This window comes from Iodobacter sp. CM08 (genome assembly GCF_033446605.1).
GTDB lineage: Bacteria > Pseudomonadota > Gammaproteobacteria > Burkholderiales > Chitinibacteraceae > Iodobacter.
Window position 1 is genome coordinate 1 of the sequence record NZ_JAWQUO010000063.1, and the last position, 13,954, is coordinate 13,954.

Below are 13,954 nucleotides of genomic sequence, written 5' to 3' on the forward strand. Positions count from 1 at the left end.
CCGTTTCAATCGTCGAGCAGACCTGTGCGCTCTGATTCCTCGATTACTCAAAGCCGTGATGCAGGCTAAACCTTGTCCAAGAGGGGTATTTCAAGCCTTAATTGAGCAAGAGACATAATCAGGATACGTTTTCCTCGTAAAATCATATCGCCAGTAGCGATAATCTTGCCTCCGCGCTCGGTTGTAGAGTCCTCAGTGGCAAGTGGATAGCGCGCTTTAACTGGCTTGGCGGCGAGCTTTGCAAGGAATTCAGCAACCATGCGTTGTCCTTCATCTATATTTTCTTGCATTGCACTTCCTTCTAAAGGTTTGGAATTCTGCTCAAAGACTGCAGCAATATCAACCAAGGCATCAAGAGAAAAACGATTCGTGTTACCACGGCACAAATCACTGATACGGGGTTGGCTCAGCCCACAAAAATGGGCGGCTTCTTGCTGGGTCCAAGAGTTGGTTGCCAATAGGGCTCTGATCTTGTTAAGTACAGATGTACGAACCCGCTCACTTGGCTTGTCGTAAGCATGTTCTTCCAGTTTTTCTGGTGATGGCTTTCTTTTCATTTAAGCATCATGCCATAAAAGGCATATTAAAATGCAACCACCACAAAAATATTTCTCGCAAAGTGCCACATAACCGAACGTCTATGAGACAAGAGGGTGTGTATGCTGATTGGCTACATGAGGATATCTAAGGATCAGGCCTGTAACACGATGCGCTCATCATCTCGGGACTGAACGCAACGCAACTGTTAGCTCTTTTAGCTTAAAGGCTTTTTTAGGGAGGCTGGCTCAGCCAGCGCGTAAATATCCACGCCCTGCTGAGCCAGCAGGGCTTCCAGTGCAGGCATGAGTGCGCCGAGTTTTTCTTCCAGCGCATCGCGCACGGTATCCACCACCACTTGCGTGGCGCGCTCGATTTCTACGTTGAATACGCTGCCAACGCACTTACCTTCAAAAATGGTCATGCGGCGGGTTTCGGGGATCAGCCATACTTCAAACCAGCAGTCTATTTTATTGGTGTCCGATACCGTCAGGCTGGCGCCATCCAGGGCTATATACCCCTTGGCGAAAATGTATTTCATCCCGGCTTTGGGCACGCCGATTCTAAAGCAACAGTTTTCCTGATCTTTACGAATATCTAACAGCGTGGCAGTAAAGTCCACATGGCCGGAGAGCGGGTGGCCGCCGATTTCGGCACCATCTTTGGCGGCACGCTCGGCATTGACATGGCTGCCTGCTTTTAATTGCCCTAAGGAGGTTACGCGTAAACTTTGCAACATCACATCAAAGCTGGCTTTATCATCCGCAAAGATCTCGGTAACCGTCAGGCAAACGCCATCAATCGCCACGCTGGCGCCAATCTGAATATCTTTGCAAAACCCTGCCGGAAAAGCGATGCGAAATGTACGGATGCCCTCCCTGTCATCAATCGCTTCAATCTGAGCAACGCCTTGCACAATCCCCGTAAACATTTATTCAGCTTCCTTAAAGAGTTCTGGATTTGCTTCGCGCACACGCTTCGAAGACTTGAGTAAATTGCAATGATCACAAAAGTAGCTAATCGAGCCGCAAGCCGCGATCACATCGAGGGGCCGCTTACAATCAGGGCAAATCGGCACGGCTTCTTGCACGCTTTCATTCGGCATAAAATTCTCCAATATCAGTGAACCGCAGGGTGAGACGTAAATCGTCTCCAAATAGGCGGCGCTCTAATACCTTAGCTTGTAGCTTGTGGTTTAGGTCGGATAAATCAAGCGTGGCGATGCCTTTTGCAGTGTCACCAATCATCACAGGGGCTTGATAAAGCAGCATTTCATCCACCAACCCCGCTTGAAATAGCGCCCCAACTAAAACACCGCCCGCCTCAACGGTTACTTGGTTGCAGCCTCGATGACCTAGCTCTTGCAGTAAGGCAGCTAAATCAACTCGACCCTGAGCATCGGCCAAAATCATCACTTCGGCCCCTGCGGCTTCTAAAGCCTGACGCTTAGTCGCGTCATCCTGAGCGCCAACAATCAATACGCCCGCCTGATTAAATAACTTTGCCTTGATCGGCGTTCTAAGCTGGCTGTCAACAACCACACGCAGCGGCTGCCTATCTACCGCAAACTCTCGCACCGTTAGCTGCGGATCATCCGCCAGTACCGTGCCAATACCGGTGAGCATGGCACAAGATCGGGCACGTAGTTTTTGTACATCAGATCGTGCCGCCGGGCCGGTAATCCATTGCGATTGCCCATTAGCGAGCGCGGTGCGGCCATCCAGACTTGCGCCCATTTTTACCGTCAGCCAAGGGCGGGATCGCAGCATGCGGCTGATAAAACCTTTGTGATGCTCAAGTGCGGCGGCGTGTAAAACGCCTGACTCCACCTCAATCCCTGCCGCCGCCAAGCGCGTCAAGCCTTGGCCCGCCACCAGCGGATTAGGATCTGTCAGCGCGGCAACCACGCGCACTACACCGGCTTTCACCAAAGCATCAGCGCAAGGCGGTGTGCGACCATGATGGCTGCAAGGCTCTAGCGTCACGTAAGCCGTAGCACCGCGTGCCAAATCACCCGCAACACTCAAAGCCATGACTTCAGCATGCGCACCAGGAGCCACCTTCACCACACCACCACCCGCAGGCTGACTAAAGCCCGCACCCACCACCTGCCCCTCTTTCACCAACACACAACCCACAGAAGGATTAGGCGTCGCACTATTCTGCCCTAAAGCTGCTTGCCGCAAAGCCAGCTGCATATATTGATGATCGATACTGTTCATGGGTTTACCGGTGTAAAAATAAGGTTCATAAACCCAAATCTTGAACCACTTCGATCGGGAGAACACAGAGGGCCACGGAGAAAAACATAGGAAAGGTTTTCTCCGTGAAACTCCGTGTTCTCTGTGTCCTCCGTGGTTCAAGATTTGGGTTTATTTCGGCATAAAAAACGTTATTCCTTACTCACTTCCCGTATCACATCGCGGAAATCATCGACGTCTTGGAAGGAGCGGTATACGGAGGCGAAGCGGATATAGGCGACTTTGTCGAGCTTGGCGAGTTCAGACATCACCATTTCGCCAATCTGGCGGCTCATGATTTCTCTATCGCCTAAAGACAATGCTTTTTGAATAATTCTAAGAATAGCTTCGTCCACCAGAGGCGTGGGTACTGGCCGTTTATGTAGGGCGCGCTCAAAGCTGGTGCGGATTTTTTCACGATCAAATTCGGCACGCTGACCATTTTGCTTTACCACCTGCGGCAGGCGCACTTCGGCAGTTTCAAAAGTAGTAAAGCGTTTATCGCACACAGGACAACGGCGGCGACGGCGAACCAAATCGCCTTCATCAGATATACGCGAGTCAGCGACCAGCGTATCAGGGGAACCACAGAAGGGGCACTTCATCACAACCCCGCAAAGAACATTCTAGAAATAAACAAAACCCAAATCTCAAAACACGGAGAACGCAGAGAACACGGAGTTTCACGGAAAAAACCTAGACAATGCTCATACTTAGCTTTCAAACAGAACTTAAGCAGACAAGGTCAAGCTCATAAAATGGCGCAGCATCTTTCCAAAGAAAGCCAAACACTTTTTTGACTTTCTCCGTGTGACTCCGTGTCCTCTTTCACTCCGTGTTTTAAGACTTGGGTTTTTTATAGCGAATTTAAGCGCCGTAAACTGGGAAACGGGCGGTTAGTTCTTTTACTTTTACTGCAACGGCTGCAATGTTTGCTTCATCCGCTGGATTGTCCAGCACGTCTGCAATCAAGTTAGCCACGATCACGGCTTCTGCTTCTTTGAAACCACGGGTCGTGATGGCTGGGGAGCCGATACGGATACCAGAAGTCACAAACGGGCTTTCAGGATCGTTTGGAATGGCATTTTTATTGACGGTGATATGCGCTTGGCCCAGTACAGCATCAGCCACTTTGCCGGTAAGACCTTTAGAGCGCAGATCAACTAAGAACATATGCGATTCAGAACGACCAGAAATCACACGCAGGCCACGCTCGATCAAGGTTGCAGCCATGGCTTGTGCGTTTTTCAGTACTTGCTCTTGGTATGTTTTGAACTCTGGTGTTGCCGCTTCTTTAAATGCCACCGCTTTACCGGCGATCACATGCATCAAAGGGCCGCCTTGCAGCGTTGGGAACACATTTGAATTGATCGATTTTTCGAATTCAGCTTTAGCCAAAATCAAACCACCACGCGGGCCGCGCAATGTTTTATGCGTAGTCGATGTCACAAAGTGAGCGTGTGGCACTGGGTTTGGATAAACGCCTGCCGCGATCAGACCAGCGTAATGCGCCATGTCGACCATAAAGTAAGCGCCAACTTTGTCGGCGATTTCACGCATACGCGCCCAATCAAAGCGCAAAGCGTAAGCAGAAGCACCGCCAATCAAAAGCTTAGGCTTGGTTTCAAGTGCTACGCGTTCCATATCGTCGTAATCAATTTCTTCGTTTTCGTTCAGGCCGTAAGCCACGATATTAAATAGCTTACCGGATAAATTAGCTGGCGAGCCGTGTGTAAGGTGGCCACCGTGACCTAGGTTCATACCCATGACGGTATCGCCCGGCTTCAGAATAGAAAAGTACACCGCTTGGTTGGCTTGCGAGCCAGAGTGCGGCTGCACATTGGCATACTCTGCGCCAAACAAGGCTTTAACCCGATCAATGGCCAACTGCTCAACCGTATCAACAAATTCACAACCACCATAAAAACGCTTACCAGGATAACCTTCGGCGTATTTATTGGTCAGTTGTGAGCCTTGCGCTTCCATCACAGCAGGGCTAGTGTAATTTTCTGACGCGATCAGCTCAATGTGCTCATGCTGGCGAACAACTTCACCTGCAATGGCTGCAGCTAGATCTGGATCAAATTGGGCGATAGTAGCGGACTTGGAGAACATAGATTGGCGCTTCCGTAAGTCGGTTGGGAATAAGGAATAGCGCAGGATTCTAACACGGCAAGCTGTTTTGCCAATTGAGGAATTCGTGATAAATCATGATCCACGTTCATAATTCATCCCTAGCTTGCTTTTTTTTACGCCACTGATGGTGAATAATCTTTAATTTATCTTGGAAACCCATGCGATCATCTGACATGAAATCTAGGAACTCTGAAAGCATACGCGATTTCATTAGCGAGTAAAAAGTCAGCGCAGCAATGGGGATAAAGGTCGCAAAAAAGTAGCCAATTCTTAGCCAAGCGGCCTCATGAGCCAAATCAAACAAATTCATCCCCAAGAAGCCCGTCACGGTTGTCCCTACCAAGCCCAAAATAGTCACCACGGTTAAGCGCACCACGGTATCGGCTTGGCGGCGCAAATCATCGTTTTCTAAGTATTGGCTCATACTATGGATCGACTCCCTCACCTCCGCAAATAAGGCCTCGGTCCCCAAATGACGGCGCGCCATATGAAATAGCTGATCGGCCACCACTTGATTAGAAATCTCACTAAACCAGTAACGCTGGGTAAAGCGTAAAAAAGCTTCTTGTAATACGCGAATATCACGCTTAAAACGTCGAGAGGATTTTGCATCGCCAACCTGCAACCGTGACAAGGCCACCGCTAGCCGATCCGAAAAAATCAATAATGCAGCCTTATGGAAGTGCGCAATCGTCATCAATAAAAAATATTGATGACGGAACTGCCCTAAAGCCCCCGTGTAAGGGTCACTAAAAAAACCATGGCCGTGTTTTCCAATCAAGACAAAGGCGTGACCATCACACATCATGCGGGTTGAGGATGAATCATGTCGCCGCTCTGGCACCCAAAAACGATCATAGCAACAATGGGCTTCAAACTCCTGAAACACCTTGGCCGTATAGGGCAAATCTCCTCCTTGGGCGGGGCGAGTCACCAAACCTAGGCGGTAAAAATCTTCATCCGTTAAATCAAAAGGATCATCAAAGGCCAGATAAGCCATTAGCGGCATACGGTGATATTCAATTTGACGATAGCGTAGCTCGCCCTCTTCCTCGGAGTGATGCAGCACTAAAGGCCGCAATAAAGCATCCCAGTGCTGCGCCATGGGAGCGGCGCGAAACTCCCCTACATGCGACAGAAATTTAGATTTATCATCGTAATCAGATACTGCAATCACGCCGCCTTTGGCATCTAGCCACTTCACAGTTTGCAAGCAGCTTGCGGCAGTATGGTCTTCATCCCACTGCGCAGGAAAGGCACGGCCAAAGCGAAACAAGGTGTCTTGCACACGACTAAGCGGCACGTTATCAGCCAAGATTTCTAGGGCGAGAATCACGATATCAATATCGTAAAAAAAATACAGATCAACGTGGGCTACTTTAAAGTCTTGCCGCGTGCCATCTTTGTAATGCATGCGTACCGAGCAAATATCATGACGACGAAACACATGCAGCGGAGAGCCTCCGTAGCTATCGGTATTCGCCGCTTCTGCCGCGCCTTCTCCATATAAAAACCGCTGTACATAGGGCAAAAAGGTAACGAATTCACGGTAATGCCGCTCTTGAAAAGCCTGCGGATCCATATCAAATACCGAAGGACGCAGCTGCCATGGCGAATCAACATCTACCCGCTGTTTCATAAGCTCCCAATGCCGCCCCATCACATCCGCCCCACCAAGTGGCTGGGCAAGCGGCATCATTTGCAAAGGCCAAATGAGAATTTGCCTAAAATGGCGCACCATAATTTCATCTGCTTCGCTCATTGAGTTCTCCTTTTGATCAGAATAGATCATCACGCAGCAGAACACGGGCAGCAGCAAGCAAATCACGGCCCAATATGCAAAAAACCCTTATTTACTGACTCGTAAATAAGGGTTTGTGCTTTAACAACGCAGCGTCACTTTAAAGTGACCGGTACGCCTTACATGCCTTTTACCGCGTAGATGGCAAGGGTATTGCGCCAATAACCTTGGTAATCCATGCCGCAACCAAATAGGAAGCGATCTTCAACCTCTAAACCCACGTAATCTGCCATCACCCCTACAGCCTTACGATCATGCTTTTTATCCACCAGCACCGCCACGCGAACTTCTTTTGCGCCCTGCTCGCGACAGAATTCCAAGATAGCCGCTAAGGTATGGCCTTCATCCAAGATGTCGTCCACGATCACCACCACACGACCTTTCATGCTTTCTTGTGGTTTTACTTTCCAATCCAACATGCCGCCGCTGGTTTCTTTACGATAACGTGTGGCGTGCATATAAGACACTTCTAGGGGGAAGCGTAAGCGTGGCAATAAATGCCCTGACACAATCAGCCCACCATTCATCACGGTGTAAACAATCGGGTTGGCGTACTGTAAATCAGCCGTCATTGCCTCTGCCATGCGATCTAGCGCGGCTAATACTTCGGCCTCGCCGTGCAAGCAATCCGAATTGTCAATAATCGTTTGGGCTTCAGGGAGTTCTAGGGTCACGATGGTGTACCTTTTTATTCAAATGAAAAACGGATGGCGCTTTTTAATAAGTACTTGTGCAAAAGTTTTATGGCAAGGCGTCGAAGCCGCAGGCAGTACAATTAGTACGACAAGGCAAGACAACGATGCAAGAAAACTTTTGCCTATCTACTTAGGTGGCTTAGCAGTCAACAGATGCTCGCTAAATAGGACTAAGCCACTACGCCATCACTACAAATCTTTAATGCCCGGCGAAATCGCAAACCGTAAACAGAGAAATACCCTGCTCACGCACGATTTTTGAGCCGCCTAATTCTGGCAAATCAACAATCGCAGCCGCCTCAACAACGGTTGCGCCAAGGCGATCTAATAATTTAGCTGCAGCAACCATGGTGCCGCCAGTTGCCACTAAATCATCAATCAGCAATACGCGATCGCCTTTTTTGCAGGCATCGGTATGTATTTCAACCGTAGCAGAGCCGTATTCAAGCTCATATTCTTCCGCGACGGTCAAAAAAGGTAATTTACCTTTTTTACGCACTGGCACAAAGCCAAGGTTTAACTCATAAGCCACTACCGCGCCCAGAATAAATCCACGGGCATCTACGCCAGCCACCATATCTAAACCCATATCCATATAGCGATGGACAAAAATATCAACCAACACACGGAAGGTTTTTTTATCCTGCAATAGCGGCGTGATATCCCGAAACTGCACCCCCGCCTGTGGCCAATTTGGCACAGTGCGAATGCGGTCGCGAATATAATCTGCGTATGGTGGCTCTGCCTGCAATATGCTCATTATCTTCCCTTAACCAAATGCAGCAAATTTAACAATCCACAACGCGGTAATAATCAATACCGCAGGGCTTAAATCTTTATAACGACCAGCCAACACTTTAATTGCAGCGTAGCTAATAAAACCAAAGGCAATACCATCGGCAATAGAATACGTAAATGGCATACCCACGGCTGTAATCACTGCCGGAGCCGCTTCCGTAATATCGTCCCAATCAAGCTCTGCCAAACCACGCGCCATCAACACCGCCACATAGCAAAGCGCTGGGGCCGTTGCATAAGCAGGCACCGTGCCCGCCAATGGCGCCACAAACAATGCCGCCAAGAATAAAATGGCCACAACTAAGCTAGTCAGACCAGTACGCCCGCCTGCAGCCACACCAGCAGCGGATTCAACATAGGCCGTTACGCTGGATGTACCCAGTGCAGCCCCTACCATAATGGCAGAAGAATCAGCGAACAGCGCTTTCTTTAAACGTGGCAATTTGCCATCTTTATCTAAAAGGCCTGAGCGATGCGCAACACCCACCAAGGTGCCGGTTGTATCAAATAGATCTACAAAAAAGAAAATAAACACCACACCAATCAAACCGGCATTGAATGCGTTTTTAATATCCATTTGCATAAAGGTTGGTGCAATCGAAGGAGGCGGAGAAAACACGCCTTTAAACTCGGTTAAACCGAATAAAATCGATAATAGCGTTACACCCAGTACGCCAATGATGATGGCGCCTTTTACCTTACGGTATTCCAAGGCCACAATTAAAAAGAAACCAAACACGGCCAATAAAGTACTAGGCGCATGAATATCACCCAATTGCACCATTGTGACCGGTGATGCTGTAATCAGACCGGCACTTTTCAAACCAATAATGGCCAGAAACAGGCCCACACCGGCAGAGATCGCTAGTTTTAATGAGTGCGGAATCGCATTCACCAGCACTTCACGTAATTTAAACGAGGAAACCAGCACAAAAATCACGCCAGAAATAAACACCGCACCCAAGGCAGTTTGCCAAGGCACGCCCATGCCTTTTACCACGGCAAAGGTAAAGTAAGCGTTTAAACCCATACCTGGCGCCAGCGCGATTGGGTAATTAGCCAACAGCGCCATAACGGCGGTACCAAAAGCCGCAGCCAAACACGTCGCCACAAATACGGCATTAAAATCCATACCGGTTTGCGCCAAAATGGCCGGATTGACGAAAATAATATAGGCCATGGTTAAAAATGTCGTAAACCCAGCGATGACCTCGGTTTTAACATTAGTACCGTGTTCTTTTAATTTGAACAATGCTTCGAGCATGAGCCCATTTCCCCGTTAAAAAAAACAAATAAGTCGGCTTGTATTGCTTGTTATTCACGCACAATACTGACCGACTCACACACTATTAACCGCCAATGCCCAGCAATGCCAACAGCCCTAGCAAAGCAAAAACAGCAGCGGCAACAAAACGAACATAGCGCAAAATATGCATCCGCGCCGCAATCCACTTACCCACAAACACGGCAGGCACATCGGCAATCATCATGCCTAAGGTAGTGCCTGCAATCACCGCCCATAGTGGTTGGTATTTAAGAGCTAAGGCAACGGTAACAACCTGAGTTTTATCGCCGATTTCGGCCAGAAAGAACGCCACAGCGGTGGCCAAGAACGCACCATAGGGCTTGATTTGGGCTTCTTCTTCACCCATCTCATCGGGAATCAATGCCCAAACGGCAATGGCTAAGAAGCCTAAGCCAATCACCCAACGCAAAACAGCAGGCGACACTAAGCCCGCCACTTGCAGCCCAAGCCAGCCCGCAGCAAAGTGATTAAGTACAGTCGCAACAAAGATGCCCAGAATAATAGGCAAAGGGCGTCGAAAGCGCGCAGCCAAGATTAACGCGAGTAATTGCGTCTTATCGCCGATTTCGGCAATGGCTACTACACCAGTAGAAATAAGAAATGTATCAATCATTGAGTTGTGTTTCCGGGGCGGGCAGGATAGAGGTCGCGCAGCATTGCCCACCCCGGGAAATGCTGAACGAACCTCAGGTCTTGTCAAGTTGACCCATATTCTGCGTTCAGAATACAGCTCCAACCGAATACGCCATGGATCAAACAATCCAAGTATGTTGACGTATTCCCCGCAAACAGTTCTTTCAAACTCGCTGCAGGCGACTACTCCCCCGAAGACCAAAGCGCGGATTTTAACCACCAGTCATGCATGCTGCAATCCCAGATTACAAAAACCGTCCATACAAACTACTATTTACATGCCTCAAATGACCGTTTTAATGTGATTTAGCAGTGCGGCACACCCTGCCTCTACTTGATCTAATACCGCCTCAAACCCAGCAGCGCCGCCATAATAAGGATCTAACACCTCGCTTTGAGTGGGCGCTGGGGCAAAGGATAAAAATAATTTCACCCGCGACTGATATTCTGGCGGGCATTGCCGCTGTAAATCCCTTAAATGGCTATTATCCATCGCCAAAACCCAATCAAACTCCGCAAAATCACTTGGCTGCACGCTGCGAGCACGCAAAAAAGACAAATCAAAACCACGTTTTTTTGCATGGCTTTGTGCACGCCGATCTGGCGGCTCCCCAATGTGATAATCCTGCGTGCCGGCAGAATCCATTTCAATGGCATGACTTAGCCCCGCATCTTCCACCCATTGCCGCATAACCCCATCAGCAGTAGGGCTTCTACAGATGTTTCCGGTGCACACAAAAATCACCTTAACTTTTTTCATTAAAAATTAGCCAATTAAAATAAAAATACCGTTTTAAAAAAAATGATGACTGCCAATATAAGTTAACAACTTAGCACGCTCTATATGGCAGATATTTAGCCATATCAATGCGGCCCTGCACCGTCGGCATTCAAGATTAATTGATTGCTTTGGTGGCTTTTGCAAGAAAATATAGGCACCACCATCAAGCTGACACCACCAGTAATCAAGTCCGTCAGCAATACGAGCTTAACTTCTTAGTTTTAGACTTCATTACTCACCTGGCACTAATCATGCTCGTCATAAACCTAAAGAAAATCTCAAAACACGAATACATTTTTATCTAATAAATCAATACATTACACTTTAAATTATTTATTTATAGTGTTGTAGAAAAATTCAAAAAAACATCAATCACCATTTTATTCTGTAAATTTACGTCAGCTATAAGTAAATATTTACCTATATTCACCAGTAATCCACACAATACAATTGTAATTGTTAAATAAGAATTTATCGTTTTTTAACATAAATTTTGACAAGCATGACCTTTCCACATGAGAAATAACCCATAGAAACCCCCATTCGCTTTAAAGAAAATAAAAGACGACCTTAATCAGGTTTGCATTCTAGGACCTGCCCAATATACAGCCGTAAACAATGCCTTCGGCAATAACTACGCAATACACCTTATTAGTGCAATCGGCGGAAAATTAGAAATATCTTTCAGTCACTTCGATGCACCATCAGTACCTCCCCCACACATATTAATTTAGGGGCATTACTGAAAAGTAAAACGGCGCTCAAAGGCTCCGATAACTTTGATCATGGCGATTGCTTCAAAGACCCTAGGTTTCAAAAGCACTTAAGAAAATCTATCTATTTGTAGCTTCTTTATTTTTCCGCACCTTCTTTCTGGGTTTTCTCTATACGAAAGCCTGCCGATTAAACGCACAGATTGACTTAACTAAATTGTTGGCACGATGTCTTCTTTTACCCGCTCGCTATTACCGATTTCCTCCCGTCAGGCGCTGTTTTTTTGTTTGCTACTCGCCATGTTTGAACTACTGATTTACGTCGGCAGCGATATCGTAATGCCCGCCATGTTGTATGTGGTGGCAGACCTTAATGCACCCGTTAGCCACGTACCCATCGCCTTGAACGCTTATTTGCTAGGCGGTGTTGCCTTCCAATGGCTAATCGGCCCCTTGTCGGATCGTTTTGGCCGCCGCCCACTGTTATTGATTGGCGCAATTCTGTTTGCCGTGGCGTGCCTAATCACCCCCTTGGTGGGCGATATCTATGTATTTAATGTATTGCGCTTTATTCAGGGTATTGCACTGGGCTTTGTGGTGGTGGTGAGTTACCCCGCATTGCAAGAGTCTTTTGAGGAAACCGATGCGGTGCGGCTTATGGCGCTATTGGCCAATATCGCCTTGCTGTCGCCATTATTGGGCCCATTACTAGGCAGCATGCTACTAGAGCTTGTGACGTGGCGAACGCTGTTTGTTGGCGTGGGTGTGAGCGGCATCTTAGTCTTAATCGGGCTGTGGTTTTTTATGCCTGAAACCATCGGTGTTACGCGTACAGATGGCAGTCGGCTTGAGCCTGCACCGCTTAATCTGGCCAGCATTTTGGCAAGTTACCGTGAACTACTGGGCAATGCTCGCTTTATGCAAGGCAGCTTTGCGCTAGGGCTAATCAGCATCCCATTGATTGGCTGGATTGGCCTTGCACCTTTACTGCTGATGAATAATCTGGGGCTCAGTTCTATTGCCTACGGCCTGTGGCAATTGCCCATTTTTGCTGGTTTGATTGCCGGAAATCTAGCTTTAAATTATCTGGTTACCCGCTTTGAACTTGATGCACTGATCCGCTTATCGCTGTGGCCAATTTTTGGGGGCTTACTCTTTATGCTAGCAGCCACCTTGCTAACCGGCCACTTATTAGCGGTGGTGCTGGGCTTAACGATCTACGCCTTTGGCATGGGCATTTGCAACGCTACGCTTTATCGGCAAACCTTATTTGCCAGCGAGAGCAGCAAAGGCACCGTTGCCGCCATGTTGGGGATGATTTCTGTTGCCACTATCGGCCTAGGTAGTTCGGCACTTGCCCTGCTGGGTGCAGGCACCAGCTTGGCTGCTTTCGCCATTGCGGCCAGTATTGGTGCGGGTTTAGCGCTATGGCCACTGTGCTGCTTACTTAAGCGCTCCCCCATAACGACCACCGTTACGACTTGATTTTCACTGTCGCCCCCGCCTCTGTTTATTTATCTTGCTTAGGAGATCATTTGTGGCCTCACTCGTCCATGTCGATGCGCTGTGCGCCATCGAATCCCCCTATCGTAGCGATGCCGCTTGCGATCAGCTGTTTAACGCAGCAATGCGCGAGCTCACGGAATATCACTGCGATGAGTCGCCAGGCTACGCCCAATGGTTAGCATCCAATGGCTGGGATAAGGTGAGGCTAAAAAATGCGCACGACTGGTCGGGTTTGCCTCCCTTGTTTGCCAATTATTTCAAGCGCCGCTTGGTATTGAGCAAAGCAGGCGAAAAAGCGCTGGAGCTGACTTCATCGGGCACCAGCGGCCAAAAAAGCCGCATGCGCTACGACGAGCGCAGCCTAGGTGCGGCCCAAGCCATGGTAGACCGTATCTTCAAGCTATACGGCTGGAGCACCCCCGATACGCCTTGCAATTATTTATTGTTGAGTTACGAGCCTGCTGGCGCAATCACACTTGGCACCGCCTATACCGACCAGTTTTTGTGCAAATACGCGCCAATCAACCGCGCGGTATATGCCTTGCGGCATAACGGCCACGGCAACGAGTTCGACCCGTTTGGGGTAATTAGGGCCTTACAGGAGTTTGCCGAAGAAGGCCTGCCGGTACGCATTTTTGGCTTCCCTGCATTTTTGTGGTTTGCGCTGGAGCGCATGCGGGAAATGGGTGTTGACGCCGACCGAAAACTGACCCACTACAGCTAGTTCTGCCGATCCAAAATTGACCCAGGTGCTTTACTTATTCTGCTTAACTCTTGAGCAGAGGATAAAAGGTGATCACCATGGAAA

At 48.4% G+C, this 13,954-nt stretch carries 14 protein-coding genes and 1 riboswitch; of the genes, 2 read left to right on the forward strand and 12 right to left on the reverse strand.

What is annotated here, in order from left to right; genetic code table 11:
* Positions 1–65: 65 nt before the first annotated feature.
* From R6242_RS21250 to R6242_RS21305, 12 genes are all read right to left on the reverse strand, one after another.
* On the reverse strand, positions 66–557 hold the full coding sequence (locus tag R6242_RS21250; RefSeq protein ID WP_318430722.1) for a helix-turn-helix domain-containing protein: 492 nt from the start codon (positions 555–557) through the stop codon (positions 66–68).
* Positions 558–754: 197 nt separating this feature from the next.
* Entirely contained in the window at positions 755–1,468 is a 714-nt protein-coding gene (locus tag R6242_RS21255) for a riboflavin synthase subunit alpha (protein WP_318430724.1), read from the reverse strand.
* Positions 1,469–1,642: a zinc-ribbon domain-containing protein gene (locus R6242_RS21260; protein ID WP_318430726.1), complete on the reverse strand. Its 174-nt coding sequence runs from the start codon at positions 1,640–1,642 to the stop codon at positions 1,469–1,471.
* Complete coding sequence (gene ribD / locus R6242_RS21265) at positions 1,632–2,759, reverse strand: bifunctional diaminohydroxyphosphoribosylaminopyrimidine deaminase/5-amino-6-(5-phosphoribosylamino)uracil reductase RibD (protein ID WP_318430728.1); 1,128 nt, start codon at positions 2,757–2,759, stop codon at positions 1,632–1,634. The genes R6242_RS21260 and ribD overlap by 11 nt, the downstream gene beginning before the upstream one ends.
* 170 nt (positions 2,760–2,929) lie before the next feature.
* The gene (gene nrdR / locus R6242_RS21270; protein WP_293931707.1) at positions 2,930–3,382 is read right to left on the reverse strand and encodes a transcriptional regulator NrdR; all 453 of its coding nucleotides are present in this window, start codon (positions 3,380–3,382) and stop codon (positions 2,930–2,932) included.
* 262 nt (positions 3,383–3,644) lie between these two features.
* On the reverse strand, positions 3,645–4,892 hold the full coding sequence (glyA, locus tag R6242_RS21275) for a serine hydroxymethyltransferase (protein ID WP_318430731.1): 1,248 nt from the start codon (positions 4,890–4,892) through the stop codon (positions 3,645–3,647).
* Positions 4,893–4,998: 106 nt separating this feature from the next.
* Complete coding sequence (locus R6242_RS21280) at positions 4,999–6,675, reverse strand: hypothetical protein (protein ID WP_318430733.1); 1,677 nt, start codon at positions 6,673–6,675, stop codon at positions 4,999–5,001.
* Between the two features lie 158 nt (positions 6,676–6,833).
* Positions 6,834–7,388 (reverse strand): hypoxanthine-guanine phosphoribosyltransferase, encoded by a 555-nt coding sequence (locus R6242_RS21285; protein WP_318430735.1) that lies wholly within the window; start codon positions 7,386–7,388, stop codon positions 6,834–6,836.
* Between the two features lie 220 nt (positions 7,389–7,608).
* The gene (locus R6242_RS21290; protein WP_318430737.1) at positions 7,609–8,169 is read right to left on the reverse strand and encodes an adenine phosphoribosyltransferase; all 561 of its coding nucleotides are present in this window, start codon (positions 8,167–8,169) and stop codon (positions 7,609–7,611) included.
* 9 nt (positions 8,170–8,178) lie between these two features.
* Positions 8,179–9,471, reverse strand: a complete 1,293-nt coding sequence (locus R6242_RS21295) for an NCS2 family permease (protein ID WP_318430739.1) — start codon at positions 9,469–9,471, stop codon at positions 8,179–8,181.
* A gap of 85 nt (positions 9,472–9,556) precedes the next feature.
* Positions 9,557–10,126, reverse strand: coding sequence for a TMEM165/GDT1 family protein (locus tag R6242_RS21300; protein ID WP_293931714.1), 570 nt, complete (start codon positions 10,124–10,126; stop codon positions 9,557–9,559).
* 86 nt (positions 10,127–10,212) lie between these two features.
* Positions 10,213–10,343: riboswitch (yybP-ykoY riboswitch) on the reverse strand.
* A gap of 86 nt (positions 10,344–10,429) precedes the next feature.
* Positions 10,430–10,906 carry a low molecular weight protein-tyrosine-phosphatase gene (locus R6242_RS21305; RefSeq protein WP_318430741.1) on the reverse strand — a complete coding sequence of 159 codons (477 nt, stop codon included), beginning with the start codon at positions 10,904–10,906 and terminating at the stop codon, positions 10,430–10,432.
* Between the two features lie 962 nt (positions 10,907–11,868).
* On the opposite strand from R6242_RS21305, the gene R6242_RS21310 reads away from it, so the two are divergent.
* The gene (locus tag R6242_RS21310; protein WP_318430743.1) at positions 11,869–13,125 is read left to right on the forward strand and encodes an MFS transporter; all 1,257 of its coding nucleotides are present in this window, start codon (positions 11,869–11,871) and stop codon (positions 13,123–13,125) included.
* Positions 13,126–13,177: 52 nt separating this feature from the next.
* Positions 13,178–13,870 (forward strand): hypothetical protein, encoded by a 693-nt coding sequence (locus R6242_RS21315; RefSeq protein WP_318430745.1) that lies wholly within the window; start codon positions 13,178–13,180, stop codon positions 13,868–13,870.
* The last annotated feature ends 84 nt before the right edge of the window (positions 13,871–13,954 follow it).

Bases quoted from the DNA above. Each gene is read 5' to 3' on its own strand.
- R6242_RS21250 (WP_318430722.1), bottom strand. From the start codon at position 557: ATGAAAAGAAAGCCATCACCAGAAAAACTGGAAGAACATGCTTACGAC.
- R6242_RS21255 (WP_318430724.1), bottom strand. From the start codon at position 1,468: ATGTTTACGGGGATTGTGCAAGGCGTTGCTCAGATTGAAGCGATTGAT.
- R6242_RS21260 (WP_318430726.1), bottom strand. From the start codon at position 1,642: ATGCCGAATGAAAGCGTGCAAGAAGCCGTGCCGATTTGCCCTGATTGT.
- ribD (WP_318430728.1), bottom strand. From the start codon at position 2,759: ATGAACAGTATCGATCATCAATATATGCAGCTGGCTTTGCGGCAAGCA.
- nrdR (WP_293931707.1), bottom strand. From the start codon at position 3,382: ATGAAGTGCCCCTTCTGTGGTTCCCCTGATACGCTGGTCGCTGACTCG.
- glyA (WP_318430731.1), bottom strand. From the start codon at position 4,892: ATGTTCTCCAAGTCCGCTACTATCGCCCAATTTGATCCAGATCTAGCT.
- R6242_RS21280 (WP_318430733.1), bottom strand. From the start codon at position 6,675: ATGAGCGAAGCAGATGAAATTATGGTGCGCCATTTTAGGCAAATTCTC.
- R6242_RS21290 (WP_318430737.1), bottom strand. From the start codon at position 8,169: ATGAGCATATTGCAGGCAGAGCCACCATACGCAGATTATATTCGCGAC.
- R6242_RS21295 (WP_318430739.1), bottom strand. From the start codon at position 9,471: ATGCTCGAAGCATTGTTCAAATTAAAAGAACACGGTACTAATGTTAAA.
- R6242_RS21300 (WP_293931714.1), bottom strand. From the start codon at position 10,126: ATGATTGATACATTTCTTATTTCTACTGGTGTAGTAGCCATTGCCGAA.
- R6242_RS21305 (WP_318430741.1), bottom strand. From the start codon at position 10,906: ATGAAAAAAGTTAAGGTGATTTTTGTGTGCACCGGAAACATCTGTAGA.
- R6242_RS21310 (WP_318430743.1), top strand. From the start codon at position 11,869: ATGTCTTCTTTTACCCGCTCGCTATTACCGATTTCCTCCCGTCAGGCG.